Here is a 15,912-nt window from a genome sequence, read left to right as displayed (position 1 = left end):
GTAGGAAAATCCAAAAGTTTAGATTTTCTCAAAATGCTTATCTTTTGGTCTTTGGTTCGGAATAGTGTAGTGCTGGCGGTCTATCTATTGTTTTCGGTTGCTTGCTTCTTTACCGTACATGAGCATTTGCGGAGGGGTTATCACCGCCGTAGCCCTCCATGAGGTTCACGGCACCCCACACGCCCAGACCGGCACCCAGTGCCACAACCAGAGTCTTCAGAACGTCCACTGCGCTGTTAAAGAATTCCATAGAAAAATCCCCTTTGTTTTGAAAAAGCGACCCTGCACACACCTGAAATCCGTTTGCAAAAGCCGAAAACCACGGCGAAGGTTGATTTTCCGGTGTACCTGTTGGGTCAATGGATAAAAAATAACCGCTCGTCTTATCAGGCGAGCGGGAGTGAATCAGCATCCACCATGATGAAGGTATCATCCGGGTGGATTTTTTCTTTTCGATTCAAGAACTTCTCGATATCGAGGGCGTTCTTGGGGTCATAATCGGAGGTGTACTTGTAGTTCGGGTGCTGGGTCAGGTCGTACTTGTCGCTCAAAAATGGGCGCACACCACGAAGCTGCAGGATGCACTTGCCGCCATCCAAAACTGCCAACTCATCCCGGCTCATAAGTTCGTGACCGAGTTTTTGATAGTTGGTTCCATAGCTTGGGCTATTGCCACGGGTATCAGAATTGTTGTAGCTGTCGATTGTTTCTTTCCCTAGTGCTTCAGACAACTCTTTCAGGGTGGTAGGCTCGCTGCCGCCGAGAAAAATCTGGCTGTCCATGTTGCCCACGATGGTATCCGCATTATCCTTGTAGATGGCTTTCAACTGGCTGCGGGTCTGCAAGACCAGACACGCCGAGATCTCACGGCTGCGGATGGTAGCCACCAGCTTTTCCAGCTGCGGAATCTGACCGATGTTAGCACACTCATCGATCAGGCACCGCACATGGACTGGCAGTTTGCCGCCGTATTGGTCATCTGCCTTATCACAGAGCAGATTGAAAAGCTGGGTGTAGATCATGGAGATCAGGAAGTTAAAGGTACTGTCCGTATCGCTCATGATGAGAAACAGCGCCGTTTTCCGGTCACCCAGCTTGTCCAGTTCCAGCTCATCGTACATGGTCGCATCCCGGATTTCTTGGATGTCAAAGGGCGAAAGGCGGGCACCGCAGGAAATCAGGATGGATTTTGCGGTCTTGCCAGAGACGAAAAGTCAAGGACTTTTTCATCAAATTCAAAAAGAAGTCACATTTTGCGGACTTCCTCACGGAGCAGACGCTTGATTTTGTCCTCCATCGTCTCTTTTGCGGTCTGGCTGAAATGCACACGGACGATATAGGTGGTCTTGCCAATCTGCTTTCTGACAGTCGGGCAAGTGGCGGTATTGGTTGCGGTATTGTTCATTCAAAATCCTCCTGTAAATGAAAAAGTGCCCGGTGACTATTCATCATCGGGCGGTGTCGGTATGAGGGAACAAGGCAAGGCGGCAACATTAAGGTACCTATAAAAACCTTGCCGTCTTTGCCACGCTTGCCGTGTTCCTGTTGTCAGTCTCGGAGGTAGCAGACCCATGCTGTGCCGTCTTTCTCGGTCACAAGTCTATCCCCGATACGGCTCTTTGCCGTTCTCATGGTGCGTGAAGAAATTCCACGCTCATTGACCGTCTTTTCCAGCTCTGCACTTGGCATACGCTTTCCATCTGCCAGCAGTTCCAGAATGAGCATTTGCGCCTGTGCGGTCTTGCTCTCGGTCTTTGCGGTGTCTGTCCCGGCAAGAAGCTCGTCAGCGGTAATGTCATAAGCCCCTATCCACTCAAAGCCTTTCTCGTCTCCCAGAGAAAAGGCAAGGGACTGTCCGGGCGGCGCAAGGGAACTTTTCTCATGGATAAGCACCCTCGTTGTGGGGCTGTCCTTCAGCTTGCCGATAAAAAGCAGACTGCGGACTGCCGCCGTAATGTCGATAGACCCCAATCCCCGGTAGGTGCTTTGCGTTCCTGCGGCTTTGTTCAGGTGTCCGATTAGCACGATAGCGCACCCGGTAGCCTGTGCAATGTCTCCCAGACTGCGGAAGATGGGACGGACTTCATTTGCCCGGTTCATGTCCACATCTGCGCCCAGAAACGCCTGCACCGGGTCAATGATAACCAGCCTTGCGTTGTTCTCACGGATTGCCCTTGCTATGCGCTCATCGGCAAGGGTCAGCGGCGTGTCTCTATCGTCAATGACAAGTACTCTTTCAAGGTCTGCGTCCGCTTCCATCAGCCGGGGCTTAACGGTATCGCCCAGACCGTCCTCGGCGGTCTGATAGATGATATTAAAAGGCTCAAGGGTCTCCATACCGGGCAAGGGCTTTCGGTTGGTGCAAGCCGCCGCAAGACGCATGGCAAAGTAGGTCTTGCCCTCGCCGGGATTGCCCTGTATGATCGTCAGCTTTCCAAAGGGGATATACGGAAACCATAGCCAATCCACGCTCGTCAGCTCCACATCTGCCATACGGAGCATTGGGACAGGCTGGGCGGTGGGCAGCTCTCGCAGCGTGATTGTCTCGGCTATGAATTTGCGGCTGGGAATGTCCCCTTGCTGACGGAGAACATCGTTCCAGTCTTTCCTTGCCGGGACAAGGCGAATGACGGCGATCTCGCCGGGAATGGACTGTGCCAGTCGGGTGCAGGCTTCACTTCCTGCGGTGTCGCTGTCAAGGCAGAGGAACACTTTTCGGGTGTCCTTGCGTTCAGAAAGGAAACGGTCAAGGGCTTTGCCCGAAACGCCGCCCAGGGCAAGATAATTTCTTGTCTGCCAATCCTGCGGATAAAGGCAGATAAAGGACAAAAGGTCAATCGGCGCTTCAAAGACAAAGAGCTGGTTGCCGTTGCCCTCATAGCGGAACGGATAGGACTTGTCAGACCCGGCAATGTCCTGTCTGAATGTGTCTGCCGTTCCTCGCACATGTGCGTATCTCGGTGTGCCGTTTCGGTCTCTGCCGACAAAGACAACATTGTGCCGCTTTGCGTCCTCGTAAATATCCCCGGAAAGAAGAAAAGCCTCAACAAGCGTTTTGTTGAGACCTCGGCTTTCGCAAAGATATTGAATTGCTCTGTCGGCTGTTCTGTTGTGCAAGGGCAAGTGGAACGCTGTGGGCGGTGCTGTGGTGGCTTCGGTCTGTCCCTCGCCGCTTTCGCCGGTCAGGAGCTGGACGGCTTCGGGAAAGGACTTTCCGTAAAACTCCATGACAAAATCAATGGGATAGCCGCCCTTGCTCTGGCTGTGGCGAAACCATTTGTTTCCCCGAACGGTCAAGCTGTCATGTTCTTTCCAGCGGTATTCCCGTCCGCTTTTGATAAGCGTCTCTCCCTGTGTACGGAGAAAATCTTCCAGACTGACGGCATTTGCCCGGTCAATCTGCGCTTGGGTATAATTCATCGGGATAGTTCCTCCTTTTTGTGTCGTGTTTGGGGTCGATTTTGGAACTTTTGTTCCTCTGTACGCTCGTTAAATCGGGCGGCAGTATCTACACATGACTTGACCTTCCAAAGGCGGTGTAAATCGTCTCTGACAGCCTTAAACTCGCCATAGGTGGTTTCGTGCGCCTGTTCCAGCTCGTCATACTCTTCGGTCAGTTTTTTCATATCCACCTTGCCGTCCGGGAACTCTCCGGTCAGCTTACGTCTGGCGGCGTAGAACTGTTTCAGTTCCACTTCATGCTCTGCCTTGTACTTGGCTCTGGGCTTCTCAAACTTGATTTTCTGCAAGCCGTCATAGACAGGCTTCAAGTTCTGGAAAGCAGCGGAGCTGTCATAGAGCTGCTTAATTGCTTTCATTCGGGCGGTCTGTTCGTCCAGCGTTTTCTTCAAGCTCTCTGTGGCAGCACTGTGTTCGCTGACACGGTGTTCCAAATCTTCAAGGGAGTAAATGCCGTTTGCCCGGAGATAATTGAAAGTTTCGTTCATCTCCTTTAGGTTGCTGACCTTGCCTTTCTGCGAATAAGCCCCGGCTCTGCGGCTGGTGTAATAGGCGTTCAGCAGAGAAACAAGGTCGGGTGCCTGCGGCTTGGCAAGCTCTGCTTTTGCTTCGGCAATCCAATCAAACAGGAGAGCGATTTTCTTCTTGATGTCCCGGATAACGGCATTGGTCGCTCTGATCCAGCGGTTGAACTCGCCTTTCTCGGTGCGTATGCCTTTCTTCTCCATTGCCCGGACGGTTGCGCCCTCGTGGACGGTGGGAAGAAGCTCCACGCCCTGACGCTCATAGCTTCGGTGGTCGATACGAACGTCAAGCCCCTTTTCCGCAAACTTGCCATTGCATAGCTCCGCCCATGTCTGCCGCCAGTATTCCAGCGTCTCGGGACTGCCCCAGTCGGTAGTGGGAACGGCGTTGAACACAAACTTTCCGTCTGCGTCCCGGATACGGTTGCCGTCCTCGTCCAGCTCGTACACCCGGCGTTGCTTTAGCCCCCATTTGCCGTTCTGCTCGATGGGGCGGATGGGGCAAAGCACATGAAAATGCGGGTTTGGTATGCCGCCGTCCTCACGGCCTGGCTGGTGTACGGCGAAGTCAACCACCATGCCCCGGCTCACAAAGTTCTCCAACAAAAATTGCCTTGCAAGAGCGATGTTTTCCTCAAGGGAAAATTCATTCTGCAAGGCAATGTCAAAGCTGTATGCAAGCTGGGCGTTCTTACCACGCTCGGCTTTTTCCACGGCGTTCCATAGGGTCTGGCGGTCTGCGTATTCGGGCGGTGCATGGGACGGCAGGAGAATATCGGAGCAGATCACGCCGCCCTTGCGGGTGTAGTCGCTGTATTCGCCGTAATACTCGCTATACAATCGCTCCCCGGCACGGTAGGCGGCAGAAGCAATAGCGGACTGTCCTGTGCTTCGCTTAGTCTGCGTGACGCTCAGATGAAATAGTGCCATCGGCTTTCAACTCCTTTTCTCTGTTTGCTTGACTGATATGGGTAATCGCCATGTGACGGACGGCTCGCTGGACTTCGGACAGGGAAAAGATGTGTTCCATCAGCTCTGTCATTTCGGTGCGTGTGAGATCTTTGACCTCCGGGGCAAGGCTCTCAACCGTGCCGCCCAGATTGCAAAGACGATGGGTGCGTTTCTGCCTTTCGCCTTTCTCCAGATACTTCTTTCTGTTCTCAAGACGGTTGAGCTTGTGCTGTTCCTGTGCAAGCTGCGTCTCAGCTCGTTCCTTTTCGGCTCGAAGCTGATCGAGGGTTTTCGGTTTTGTCATTGTGATTGACCTCCTTTTTTGATTTTGGGGATAAAAAAGACCGTCAACTTTTCGCATAGTGCGACCAGTCAACGGTCTGATTTTCGGTATTTGTTTTTCCAAACTTGCTGGCGGCGAACAGCATTTCATGCTGTTTGCGGACGGCAAGTCCACAAGGGATAGACGCACAAGCGTCGCAAGGGAGTGTAGCTCCCTTGACGGAACGAAGTGACGAAACATTTTCGGTCAAGCAGTTTCTTTCTGCTGACAGAGAATGAAGCTCCGCAGGACGCACGATACTCCCGACAGGAGAGTATAGAAGTGCGCCCTTAGAGTTCTAAGGGTATTTTTAGATAATTGGGAATGTTTCTTTGTCAAACTGCGTAACATTGAACACGATACGCCACTCGACATCATCACCAACCGGTTCAAAGTGCAGAGCAGAACAAGCAGCATGAAGTTTTTCTTGTGAATTTGTTCCATATATAACTGCTGTCGGACCATCTGCACCACCAATAACACCAACAACAAAACAGGAACTACTGCCAACTGGACGGAACGAATGATCGTCTGGTGTAACTTCTATCGGTCTATCGCCTTCATCACAGTCAAAAACCGAAATGTTCTCCATCGGTTCAGGGGTAAGTGTATAACTCATGGCAATATAATGTGTCGGATAAATCCAGCGATCAGAACCAAAACTATTTTGAGGAACTGTCTGCTGTTCTATTTCCTGCACGGTCAGTGTATGGGTTATTCCGCTAACAGGATGGGAAAACATAAATGAATCTCCGGGTGCGTGAACTTTGAAATGTGAGCCTGGAACTTGTCCTGGTTGCTGCTCCATTGTAAGAAAAAGTTTATTGATTTCAGGGTGATGCTTGGTTCCCCAAGGAAATACGTCTCTGCATATGACCCAGCCATAAGTACTATCCAGCCCATAATGGTCGATTGCCCATTTTGCTTCCAACTCATTGATAACGCCATCTGGCAGACAAGGATTAAAGCTCACAGCGCAGCCATGGGTTGTCTGTAATATTTTCTCGTTTAACTTCAAGCAAGGTTTGAAGTTAAAACAAAGTGGGTTTTCCCATTCCATCTGCATCTGTTGCTCACGGGTAAAATTTTCACATGAGTCATTTCCCCAGTCCAGATTCCATTTTTTCATGAAGTCACGGATGCTTTCTGAATCAACTCGCATACAAAAATCAACGACAAGTCCTTTGCTACATGAATAAGCTGCCGGAATTACCCAATGATATCCAGCCCAATCGAATTGTTTATCCAGCTTGATCTCTTTTCCGGCACGGTCTTTACCTCGATGTCCCCAGAAATCTCCATCAAAGTAGACCTTCCATTCAGGGGCAACCAATTCTGCCTCTGAAGTCATATCATTATCGTAATAATCTTCTGTGTATTTAATCTGACTGTAATCAAAGGAAGATTGCAGGTTTTTGATATATGTCCACGGTTGTTCCATAGGCAACAAATTCATCTTCTCTGAAATTTCCGATAAAGTTTGCTGTTGTTCCTGGGTTGTAGGGTTTTCATTGAGAAAGGCTTCAAACTGTGCTTCGTTCCACATCCACGCTTGTTCCACTGCCGCCACATCACCACAAGCCAGTATAAGCCGCAGAAAGTCGGTAAAATTTTCAGCTACTGGATGAACATAATCAGGAGAAGTATTCATGGGGCTGACAGAGAAAACCATCTCTCCAAATCCACGAATGAAACAGAAGTGGATACCATCTATCCCTGCCCATCCAAAAACCGATGCCCCTTTTGGGGTACAAAAATAATTTGTATTATCCTCACGGAGTTCAACTCCCACAGGACTTAAATCGACACCCCGCTGTAAAAATTTTTTCAAAATTCTATTCATTAAGCATCCCCCCATAAAATTAGTGCTATCACGCTCTTTATTGTAGTAAATTTTATCACAAGAGTGTGAATAAATCTACTGGCGAATGCTGAAACCGCCCGAACAGTTTCTTTCTGCTCAGGCGGCTTTCTTCATCTAATTTTCTTTCTTCTGCTGCACTTGTTCATGGGCTTCCTGCTGAACATCAGCCCAGCGGAAAAGCCATACTTGAAGTGACTTTCACTTTCTTCACATTGGGCGATTGCTGTCTGCGCCCGGAGTTCCTGCACCAGCTCATAGTCCTCTTTGCTGAGCCGCTGGGACAACTGCTCCATGAGCTTTTCACAGGCTATGACTGCCTTTCGGTATTCCGGTGATGTAGGTACAACTGTCTCGCAGGGATAAAACTCCCCATTATACATGGCTTCCAAAATCATAGCTTTACCTCTCTCAACAGTAGATTAGTTCCGTCTTGATGATTTCCTCTGCCCGGCAGCGGATGGAGTTCATTGACTGCACCCATAACATCTGATTTTCCGCTTTCATGGCTTCGGTCACGCCCTCGGCTTTCATCATCTGCCGGATAATCAAGTCCAGCCTGTCTGCCGCCTGCTCGTTCAGATCGGCAACGACGGTGTGGAGCCTGCCGGACAAAATTAGCTCGTTGTAAAGCATGGGACGGTGCAATTTCAGATAGGACTGGTGCAAGCGTCCCCAATGCCCAATAGGTCGGCGTTCCTCCGGCAGCTTCAAGTCCGGCACATAGTAGTCGCCCACCAACACATAGTCCATACCGTTCTCATGGATTCTCGGTTTCAACTCTTTCATAAAATCACGCTCCCTTTCTCGGTCCCAGCTGCGGCAAACTGCTCACCGGGATAAATACCCCTCTGGCAATATCCTCGGTGCGGATTGCCTGTTTTCTGGCTTCAATCTCCGCTTTTTTCTTGGCTTTCGTGCGCTCCTCATACTCTTTCTGTTTACCATTGGCTTTCCGCTTCAAGTAGTTCTGGTGGAGCCTGTCCTTGCGTTCCTCACGCTTGCGGATTTCCTCTAATTCCTCCGGGGTAAGCTCCACTTCGCCAAACGCAGGGGGAACGAAACGACCCACGAAATTGAAGTAAATCTCGACCTCCTGTGTGGTTTGAATACTGCCCTTGCGGTCACGCTCATGCACAAGGATTTTCTCAATAAACTCATTGAGCATGGCAATCGTCAGCTTGTCGAAGTTCTCATACTTGTCAATCAGAGCGATAAAACGGTCAGCGTCCTTTTCGTGCTTCTCGTAGCTCTTGATAGCCTTTTCCAGAACAGAGATTTCAGCGGTAAGCTCGGTCTGCTCCTTTTCATATTGAGCGTCCAGAGTGGCATATCTGCTGTCAGACAGCTTTCCTAAAATGTTGTCCTCATAGATTTTGCAGAGCAGGACTTCCAGCTCGGAAACTCTCTGCTTTGCTGTGGCAAGGCGTGTACGCTGTTTCCTGACCTCTGTGGTCTGCTGGCTGGACTGCGCTTCCTGCACCACACGGACAAACTCGGCTCGGTCATGCTTGGCATACTCGGCAATGGCTTTCAGCATTTCAGAGACAAGGGACAGTACCACATCTTCATTGATACGGTGCTGGGTCTTGCAGAGCTTTCCAACTGGGACTTTGCTGTATTGGGAACAGGTATATTGAGAAATGCGCTTGCCGTTGTTGGTGCGGTGGACATACATCTTGCCGCCGCAATCGGCACAATAAAGCAAGCCTGTGAGGGGAGCTGCTTCGCCCCAGCCGTCCGGGTAGCGTCTGACATTCCCACGGATTTTCTGCACAAGGTCAAAGGTCTGCTGGTCAATGATAGCTTCATGGGTATTCTCGAAAATCGTCCATTCGTCCTCCGGGACATAATGGCTTTTCTTGTCCTTGAAGTGCTTTCGAGTCTTGAAGTTGATGGTGTGTCCCAGATATTCACGCTTTTCAAGAATGTTGCAGATGGTGGAAGAACCCCAGCCGTACATATCTTTGAAAGTCTTGTTTTTGTTCACGCCCTCGCCGTGTTGGGCAAGGTAAGCAGACGGAATAAGCACCTTTTCCGATTTCAGTTTGCTGGCGATCTGATACGGACCGTAGCCGTCAATCGTCATGGCAAAGATGCGCTTGACCACATCAGCGGCTTCGGGGTCAACCAACCATTGGTCTCTGGCTTCGTTCCAGAGATAGCCGTAAATGACCGTGCCTGTGAGGTGCTTGCCGGACTTGCCTTTGGACTGGAAAGTGGAACGGATTTTACGGCTGGTGTCTCTGGCGTAATACTCGTTCATAATGTTGCGGAAAGGGGTAAAATCATCGTCCCCTCTGGCACTGTCCACGCCGTCATTGATGGCGATAAGGCGAACGCCACGCTGACGCAGAATTTCCATAATCTGACCGACTTTCAGATAGTCACGACCCATGCGGCTCATGTCCTTGATACAGAGGTATTCCACATTCCCGGCTTCCACTTCTTTCATCATTGCTAAAAATCCGGGACGGTCAAAGCAAGTGCCGCTAATGCCATCGTCCGTGAAATGGACAATGTTCGTAAAGCCCTGCCGTGCGGCGAACTCCTCCAACATTGCTTTTTGATTCGATATGGAGTTGCTCTCACGCTGTTGGTCATCATCTTTGCCAAAGTCATCACGGCTCAGTCGTTCATACAGAGCAGTGATTTTCTCGTTTTTTCTCATAACTTGCGCTCCTTTCTTCGGTTTTAGGTTGTGTGTTCTAAGAGACTTCCCAACCGCTTGATTAAGAAGTCTTTTAGAGCATACAACACCGGCAGCCAATTTATAGAGCTTGTACTGCCGCCCTGCAAAGCTGTTCGGCTTCTTTTTTGCCAAATCTTCAAAGAGCAAATCAACCGGATTCTGATAATCCTCGTCGTCCTCGGACACCTGCATGGTGTTGAGCATTTCCAGCAGCGTAGCAAAATTCTGCTCCTCAGCTGGGGCTTCGTAGTGCAGATAGGCAATCAGCGATGTCAGTAAAAGCCGCTCTGCTTTGTCCCAGAATGGATCGCCGCCCTGACCTTCACCTTTGGTGTTGGTCATAAGGGTCGTGACCAGCTTCAAAATATCCTTTTCCTCGTGGATATATGCGAACGGATTGTAGCGCATGGACTTGTGAAAATTTATGGTGTTCATCGTCCTGATCTTATATCCGTTCTTCAGCAGGGCAAGTCCACATTCTTGAATGAGACCGCCTTTGGGGTCAGTTACCACGAATGAAACCGGATGGCTTTTTGACGTGCATTGAAGCAAATTCGGCTTAATAAAATACCTTGTTTTGCCGCTGCCGGAACCGCCCACCACCAGCACGTTTTTATTCCGGGCATTTTTGGGGTCAGGTGGTCGGTTGCTCATCATCAGGCGTTCTGTTTTAGTCAGAATGATGTTATCCTCAAACTTCGGAGCCATGAACGGCGCAATATCTGCCGGAGTACCCCACCGGGCAGAGCCGTACTCCATACCGTGCCGGTACTTTTTAGCGTTTTTGCTTTTTAGATAGACCGCCAGCCGCAGTCCGGCACCGCAGCAGATGCCCACCAGAATATCCAGTGGGTGCAGACTGGGCAGAGGGTTTGCAAATGCAGCCGGGAGCGTATCTATGAGTGACACGATTCTATCGCCCAGCTCCTTACCCTCGGCCAGCCGCCATGCCTCGCCAAAATTGGTCGCAGCCAGCCCAATCACCAGATAAGGCAGGTACAGGGCCAGCAGCTTGGTGAACTTTTTCTTGTTCATAAGCCACGTTCCTCCTCTTTGTGCCGTACTTTGTCGGGGAGGTTGGCAATGACCTGTGCCAGATCGTGCAGCTTGGCCAGCACAGAGGGACGCTCGGCCTTGTTCAATACTGCTGCAGAATACTCCTTGAACGCAGCGTTCAGAACGTCTGCATCCTGTGCCTTGAAGAAAATCAGAAACCGAGGTGGTGTGCAGGACAGGTCTTTTTGGATTGCATAGTCGATGTGATACCGCTTAGCGTAGCGGTCAAAATCCTTGATGCCAGTCTTTTCAATCTCCAGATTGGTCACACCCCGGTTCTGCCGTATGAGCCGCTTCATGGACTGCTTGCCCTGCGACGCACTCTTGTCGTACTGGCGCAGAAAGAACTGCGCCCCTCTCAAAAGTGTACGGGCAGATAGCTTTGCAGTCGAGATGGCGAAGTTGACCGTTTTATGCTCGATTTCTTCCTGCATTTCCATCACCTCCAGTGCAGAAAGTCGTGTTTAGCGGTCAAATCCGGCATCCTTCGGCAGGGTGGTTTTGCTTTCTTCCGGGCAAACTGCTTCATCGGGCACACGAACAACCATCATCCGATGCCCCAGCCGGATAAAATCTTCCGGCTGATGGAAAAGCCGCTCGTACTTCTGCGCCATCTCCGGGGTCAGGGATGCAAAATCCTCCTCGCCCAGCCCCACCACCAGAAAGGTTCCGGCAACGGCATCGTACATCTGTCCGTCCTCGTCCCGCAGGGCACGGTTCAACGGCAGTCCCATCAGCTTACCATCATCGTTGTAGATGATGGCGACCGGGTCATCGGCAAAGGGGTAGCTTGCGCCGATGGAGCCGCCCACCGCCTGCTGCAAGGCTTTCAGGTCAGGATCGATCTCGACCTGCTTCGGGTACTGTCCCGGTGCGATCTCCAGCACCGTCAGGGTGTTCTTTTCCTGTTCCATGCTTATCCTCCTCAAATTTGATGGTGATTTCCTGTCCGGCGCGCGCCGCATTCATCAGGGCTGCGATAAAGAACCCACAGAGCGCACCGGCTTCATAGATCAGAAAGTCTTTCACGAACTCCATTACGCAACCTCCGAAAGCGCAACACCAACATGGCGCATCTCAGCATCGTCATAGAAAAACAGATGCTCCCGAATAAAATCTTCCACATCGACCTTTTCATATCGGCTCGGAAGCATAAGACAACGCTCATTTTCCCTGCGGCAAAGAAATGCCGTGCCGGTCAGGATTTTTCTTCCGCTTGCGGCGAGAATCTGCTCTGGCTGGTAGCGAATCTGAAAATCCGTATGCGGAACGTCAAAGACTTCGTAAGTCCCCTCAAAGTAAGGAAACTTCTTTTGAAGGGATTCATCAAACGGCACACACTGAACACCTTTTTCGGCACTGATAAGGGCAACTTCCGGCCCAACCTCGAAATGGTGCTTCAGTTCCTTGAGACGCTCCTCGATAATCTCATCGTGCGACAAGCCCGGATACATTGCAACAAACCTCGCTTTCTGGGCTTTCCGCTGTTCTCTTTTTTCTCTGGTTGACATAAAAAGGCACCTCACTCCATGCAGATGCAGGGCAGCTTCTGGCCGTCAGCCATCAGGGTGACGCTGTGGCGCATCAGGTACTTCTGAAAGAGGTAGACCTGATCAATCGTCAGCGAGATGAACTCGCCATCCATGTTGGTGCGCACCAGAATGACCGGGCCGGTCAGATAGTGCTTGCCTGCCAGTTTCAGAACCTGAGCCGGGTTGTAGCTAAGCAGCAGCGAGCTGTCGGGGATGTTCAGGTACGCATCATCCTCGTCAAAGCAGGGCAGGATGTCGGGAGCTTCGTCCAACGTGATGACCGTCAGCTCCATGTCCGGGGCGATGGCGGCAAAGTAGATCTCGCCGCTGCCACCGCTCTCCGACAATGCAGCACAGATATGCATATCAATGGTGGTTTCCTCGGAACGAATAATGGGATTGGAATCATTCTTCATAGGCATTTTCTCCTTTTTCCTAAAGAAAAAGACCCAACCGGGTCTTTTCAAATTCATATCCTGTCAGCGTTCTTCACTGTGCTGACGCTTTTTCTGCCACTGTTCCAGCAACTTGATGATGGTATCTTCCATCTGCTTGGGCGTATAGTTGCGGGGAAAGTATTTTCTCAGGGTGTCATTTTTGATGGTCACCGTATCAAGCTCGCTCTTTTTCTCCTCGCCCATAATGGCAACGACCGTCTCCGTTGTAAAAGTTCCATCCTGAGCCAGCTTCTTGATACGCTTTGCTTGTGAGACAGAAGGAAAGTTCTGGGTATCATCCATTGCCCGGATCACTTCCTGCTGTTGTTCAGGAGAAAGATAGGAAAGCTCCACAGCAGGATTGAAGGACACGGTTTTGTTATCCACCATGTCCAGCAGTTCTGGAATAAGGTTGGTCAGACGGATGAAACGTCGAACAGTCTCACGACTTTGATTATTCTCTGCGCCCAGCTTTTCATTGCTCCGCAACTTCGACACAACTTGTGTCGAAGTTAAATCTGACCTTGTACCTTGATTTTTCATGGCATCCAACTTCATTTTGTACGCAAACGCTCTCTCGCTGGGCAGAATATGCTCACGCTGCAAATTGCTATCTACCATGAGGATTATGGCAGCATCATCGTCCATCTGGCGCACAATGACCGGCAGGGTTTCCAGTCCGGCCAGCTCCGCAGCGTGTTGACGGCGGTGCCCGGAGATAATTTCATAGCCGCCCTTCGGTCTGGGGCGGGCAATCAACGGCGAAAGCACACCGTACTGCTTGACACTTTCCACGGTATCGCTCATAGAATCATCGTCCAGAACCTTGAAGGGATGGTTCTTGAATGGAAACAGCTCTCCAATCGGAATCTGCCGCACCTGCTCGCGCTGTTCTTCCTGCCGGGATTCTTCGGTGGAAAAAATATCATCGTAGCTGCTCAGACTGGCGTTTACGCTGCTTTTCGGCATCGGCCAGCACCTCCTTCGTCAGAGATTTATAGGCTTCTGCCACTTTGCCTTTCGGGTCATGGACAAAGATGCTCTTACCCGCCGCGCTGATTTCCGCTGCACGGACGGAGTGGGGAATCGTCTGACCGAACACTTTGATGTGCTTTCCGTATGCCTGCCGGATCAGCGTGTCGATTTGTCGGCCATAGTTGGTGCGGTTATCTGTCATCGTCAGCAGGATACCTTCGATTTTCAGCTTTGGGTTGATCTGCCGATGCACCTTGTTGATGGTCTGCAAAAGCTGTTCCAGACCTTTCGCGGAAAGGTACTGTGCCTGTACGGGTATCAGAGCAGTGTCTGCCGCCGCCAGCGCGTTAATGGTCAGCATCCCAAGGGAGGGAGTGCAGTCCAACAGAATATAGTCATAGTGCTGCTTTGCACTGTCCAAGACTTGCTTCAGCATTTTTTCCCGGCTCATGGTATTGACAAGGGCAACTTCCAGCCCTGCCAGCTCAATGTTGGCCGGGATGAGGTCTACACCCTCTGCATGGTGCAGCACACCTTCACCGGGCGGAATGCACTGGTCGTTCATGGCTTTTGCCATCAGGGTAGAAAGAGTGGCGGGCAGTTCATCGGGCTGTTGCCAGCCCATACTGATGGTGAGCGAACCCTGTGGGTCAGCATCCACCAGTAAAACTTTCTTGCCCTCGGCGGCAAGGCCAACACCCAGATTTTCACAGGTTGTTGTTTTGCCGGTACCACCTTTCTGGTTGACAATGGCAATCGTGGTTGCTTTCTTGGAAATTTTTATCACCCCCGTTTCGCAAAATCGTGGTTGGTCTGATTCTGATAGTAAAGCTGCATGGTGGTCGGTGCGTTGTACAGAGAAGCGAGCAGGTATTGTTTCATGTTCCTGATTGGGCTGCTGTTCTCTGCAAGACACTTCAACACAAATTTGATGTGGTCGGCGTTCAGCTTCATAAACCGGCTGCGCACTACCTCGGCAGGGCGGTCATCCCCGGCAACTCGCAGCATCTTTCGCTTGGTCGCGCAGGTGTCCACCAGCAAATCAACGATCTGGTAGATGATGTCCTCGTCATCCGGGCAAAGCCGGAGAAGAAGCTCGACCTCCAAGGACTGAGAAAAATATTCCTCCAGTTGGGTGCGTTTGCTCATTCCATCCGATTCTTCGGAATAGAAGAGATCAGTCTCACTCATTTCAGTATCATTCTCTTTAGTCTTATTACATCGTGATTTTGCAGGGTCTTGACACGCGATTTTGAAGCCACAAGAATCGTCATTATCACGATTCTTGACACTCTCTTTTGAAGATTCTGCCGAAAAGTTTTTCACATACACCAAACTTGGCTTTCCCTGCCCTCGGCGTTTTCGTTCAATCAGACCAAACTTTTCAAGTTCCCGGAGCAACTTGGTCGCTTTGTTGTCTGCGCAACACAATACCCTCTTGACATCCTCTATCGTGAAGAGGATAAACACCCGGTTCTGCTTGTCCAGCCAGCCGTTTTTCACGGATAGGCTCATGCGATCCAGCAGGATACCATATAGGGTTTTGGCATCCGTGGACAGGCTCTGGAACCGTGGCTCCTGAAAAAGAGCCTTTGGAATGCGGTAGAACGAAAACAGCTCTCCGGCTTGTCCGTAGAAGTAGTCAAGGGTCATGCGGTTGGTTCATGGATAAAAAACAGCAAAAATACATCGGCATCGTTGAGAAAACCTCCTTGTCAATACTTTTGGGAAAAATAAAAAGCGCAACTTTGATGTGTAAAATCAAAATTGCGCTAAGTAAGCTGTCAGAAAAAACTTTTCTCGTAAATGACCTTCTCTCTGAGCAAAACCCATTGACACACTTAAAAATTGGGTGGTAAAATTGCCTTGTAGGCGGAGCATGATTCCTGGAAGTAGGATGCAGCTGTGGACTTTTTTGGCGGATAGAACGTATCAACGCGATATTAAGCCCGTCCCCACACTTTCGTGTGGGGGTGTGTTTCGATACCGTTCGGGAGAGCGCTTGCATGGCATGCAAGAGGTCACCGGTTCGATCCCGGTATTCTCCACCAGATCAGAAAGGCATCACACATTGTGTGGTGCCTTTTTTGTTGTTGCCAAACG

At 50.5% G+C, this 15,912-nt stretch carries 16 protein-coding genes and 2 pseudogenes; all 18 read right to left on the bottom strand.

Annotated elements, in window-relative coordinates:
- Window positions 1-121: 121 nt before the first annotated feature.
- Window positions 122-250: pseudogene (locus tag J3348_RS11420) on the bottom strand (Maff2 family protein); the annotation flags it as partial.
- Between the two features lie 136 nt (window positions 251-386).
- Window positions 387-1,205, bottom strand: a pseudogene (locus J3348_RS11415) (TraG/TraD/VirD4 family protein); the annotation flags it as partial.
- A gap of 41 nt (window positions 1,206-1,246) precedes the next feature.
- Complete coding sequence (locus tag J3348_RS11410) at window positions 1,247-1,405, bottom strand: transposon-encoded TnpW family protein (protein WP_006428300.1); 159 nt, start codon at window positions 1,403-1,405, stop codon at window positions 1,247-1,249.
- Window positions 1,406-1,548: 143 nt separating this feature from the next.
- Window positions 1,549-3,420 carry an AAA family ATPase gene (locus J3348_RS11405; RefSeq protein ID WP_207699018.1) on the bottom strand — a complete coding sequence of 624 codons (1,872 nt, stop codon included), beginning with the start codon at window positions 3,418-3,420 and terminating at the stop codon, window positions 1,549-1,551.
- Entirely contained in the window at window positions 3,417-4,913 is a 1,497-nt protein-coding gene (gene mobQ / locus J3348_RS11400; RefSeq protein ID WP_207699017.1) for a MobQ family relaxase, read from the bottom strand. The genes J3348_RS11405 and mobQ overlap by 4 nt, the downstream gene beginning before the upstream one ends.
- Entirely contained in the window at window positions 4,879-5,238 is a 360-nt protein-coding gene (locus tag J3348_RS11395) for a DUF3847 domain-containing protein (RefSeq protein WP_207699016.1), read from the bottom strand. Before J3348_RS11395 ends, mobQ begins: the two co-directional genes overlap by 35 nt.
- Before the next feature lie 328 nt (window positions 5,239-5,566).
- Window positions 5,567-7,099, bottom strand: a complete 1,533-nt coding sequence (locus J3348_RS11390; protein ID WP_207699015.1) for a hypothetical protein — start codon at window positions 7,097-7,099, stop codon at window positions 5,567-5,569.
- A 131-nt stretch (window positions 7,100-7,230) separates the two neighbouring features.
- Entirely contained in the window at window positions 7,231-7,515 is a 285-nt protein-coding gene (locus J3348_RS11385; protein WP_207699014.1) for a DUF6809 family protein, read from the bottom strand.
- Between the two features lie 13 nt (window positions 7,516-7,528).
- Window positions 7,529-7,906, bottom strand: a complete 378-nt coding sequence (locus tag J3348_RS11380; protein WP_005944774.1) for a TnpV protein — start codon at window positions 7,904-7,906, stop codon at window positions 7,529-7,531.
- Window positions 7,907-7,910: 4 nt separating this feature from the next.
- A complete protein-coding gene (locus tag J3348_RS11375; RefSeq protein ID WP_207699013.1) occupies window positions 7,911-10,844 on the bottom strand; it encodes a DUF4368 domain-containing protein in 2,934 nt (977 codons plus the stop codon).
- Window positions 10,841-11,299, bottom strand: a complete 459-nt coding sequence (locus J3348_RS11370) for a PcfB family protein (protein WP_154266061.1) — start codon at window positions 11,297-11,299, stop codon at window positions 10,841-10,843. Before J3348_RS11370 ends, J3348_RS11375 begins: the two co-directional genes overlap by 4 nt.
- Window positions 11,300-11,329: 30 nt before the next feature.
- Window positions 11,330-11,779, bottom strand: coding sequence for a DUF3846 domain-containing protein (locus J3348_RS11365; RefSeq protein ID WP_154266145.1), 450 nt, complete (start codon window positions 11,777-11,779; stop codon window positions 11,330-11,332).
- Window positions 11,700-11,903: a hypothetical protein gene (locus J3348_RS11360; protein WP_173016332.1), complete on the bottom strand. Its 204-nt coding sequence runs from the start codon at window positions 11,901-11,903 to the stop codon at window positions 11,700-11,702. The genes J3348_RS11365 and J3348_RS11360 overlap by 80 nt, the downstream gene beginning before the upstream one ends.
- The gene (locus tag J3348_RS11355) at window positions 11,903-12,376 is read right to left on the bottom strand and encodes a hypothetical protein (RefSeq protein ID WP_207699012.1); all 474 of its coding nucleotides are present in this window, start codon (window positions 12,374-12,376) and stop codon (window positions 11,903-11,905) included. Before J3348_RS11355 ends, J3348_RS11360 begins: the two co-directional genes overlap by 1 nt.
- An 11-nt stretch (window positions 12,377-12,387) precedes the next feature.
- On the bottom strand, window positions 12,388-12,813 hold the full coding sequence (locus J3348_RS11350; protein ID WP_154266147.1) for a hypothetical protein: 426 nt from the start codon (window positions 12,811-12,813) through the stop codon (window positions 12,388-12,390).
- Between the two features lie 63 nt (window positions 12,814-12,876).
- A complete protein-coding gene (locus tag J3348_RS11345) occupies window positions 12,877-13,803 on the bottom strand; it encodes a ParB/RepB/Spo0J family partition protein (RefSeq protein ID WP_154266148.1) in 927 nt (308 codons plus the stop codon).
- On the bottom strand, window positions 13,760-14,593 hold the full coding sequence (locus J3348_RS11340; RefSeq protein WP_207699024.1) for a ParA family protein: 834 nt from the start codon (window positions 14,591-14,593) through the stop codon (window positions 13,760-13,762). The genes J3348_RS11345 and J3348_RS11340 overlap by 44 nt, the downstream gene beginning before the upstream one ends.
- Window positions 14,593-15,462 (bottom strand): DUF6017 domain-containing protein, encoded by an 870-nt coding sequence (locus tag J3348_RS11335; RefSeq protein WP_207699011.1) that lies wholly within the window; start codon window positions 15,460-15,462, stop codon window positions 14,593-14,595. Before J3348_RS11335 ends, J3348_RS11340 begins: the two co-directional genes overlap by 1 nt.
- Between the last annotated feature and the right edge of the window lie 450 nt (window positions 15,463-15,912).

The sequence above is a fragment of the Faecalibacterium sp. Marseille-Q4896 genome (assembly GCF_017377615.1).
Lineage (GTDB): Bacteria > Bacillota > Clostridia > Oscillospirales > Ruminococcaceae > Faecalibacterium > Faecalibacterium taiwanense.
Note: the sequence above shows the minus strand (reverse complement) of the source record. Positions and strands in the feature narration are given on the sequence as shown.

What these genes read in the sequence shown, in the direction of transcription:
- J3348_RS11410 (WP_006428300.1), bottom strand. Translation starts at nt 1,405, where the DNA reads ATGAACAATACCGCAACCAATACCGCCACTTGCCCGACTGTCAGAAAG.
- J3348_RS11405 (WP_207699018.1), bottom strand. Translation starts at nt 3,420, where the DNA reads ATGAATTATACCCAAGCGCAGATTGACCGGGCAAATGCCGTCAGTCTG.
- mobQ (WP_207699017.1), bottom strand. Translation starts at nt 4,913, where the DNA reads ATGGCACTATTTCATCTGAGCGTCACGCAGACTAAGCGAAGCACAGGA.
- J3348_RS11395 (WP_207699016.1), bottom strand. Translation starts at nt 5,238, where the DNA reads ATGACAAAACCGAAAACCCTCGATCAGCTTCGAGCCGAAAAGGAACGA.
- J3348_RS11390 (WP_207699015.1), bottom strand. Translation starts at nt 7,099, where the DNA reads ATGAATAGAATTTTGAAAAAATTTTTACAGCGGGGTGTCGATTTAAGT.
- J3348_RS11385 (WP_207699014.1), bottom strand. Translation starts at nt 7,515, where the DNA reads ATGATTTTGGAAGCCATGTATAATGGGGAGTTTTATCCCTGCGAGACA.
- J3348_RS11380 (WP_005944774.1), bottom strand. Translation starts at nt 7,906, where the DNA reads ATGAAAGAGTTGAAACCGAGAATCCATGAGAACGGTATGGACTATGTG.
- J3348_RS11375 (WP_207699013.1), bottom strand. Translation starts at nt 10,844, where the DNA reads ATGAACAAGAAAAAGTTCACCAAGCTGCTGGCCCTGTACCTGCCTTAT.
- J3348_RS11370 (WP_154266061.1), bottom strand. Translation starts at nt 11,299, where the DNA reads ATGCAGGAAGAAATCGAGCATAAAACGGTCAACTTCGCCATCTCGACT.
- J3348_RS11365 (WP_154266145.1), bottom strand. Translation starts at nt 11,779, where the DNA reads ATGGAACAGGAAAAGAACACCCTGACGGTGCTGGAGATCGCACCGGGA.
- J3348_RS11360 (WP_173016332.1), bottom strand. Translation starts at nt 11,903, where the DNA reads ATGGAGTTCGTGAAAGACTTTCTGATCTATGAAGCCGGTGCGCTCTGT.
- J3348_RS11355 (WP_207699012.1), bottom strand. Translation starts at nt 12,376, where the DNA reads ATGTCAACCAGAGAAAAAAGAGAACAGCGGAAAGCCCAGAAAGCGAGG.
- J3348_RS11350 (WP_154266147.1), bottom strand. Translation starts at nt 12,813, where the DNA reads ATGAAGAATGATTCCAATCCCATTATTCGTTCCGAGGAAACCACCATT.
- J3348_RS11345 (WP_154266148.1), bottom strand. Translation starts at nt 13,803, where the DNA reads ATGCCGAAAAGCAGCGTAAACGCCAGTCTGAGCAGCTACGATGATATT.
- J3348_RS11335 (WP_207699011.1), bottom strand. Translation starts at nt 15,462, where the DNA reads ATGACCCTTGACTACTTCTACGGACAAGCCGGAGAGCTGTTTTCGTTC.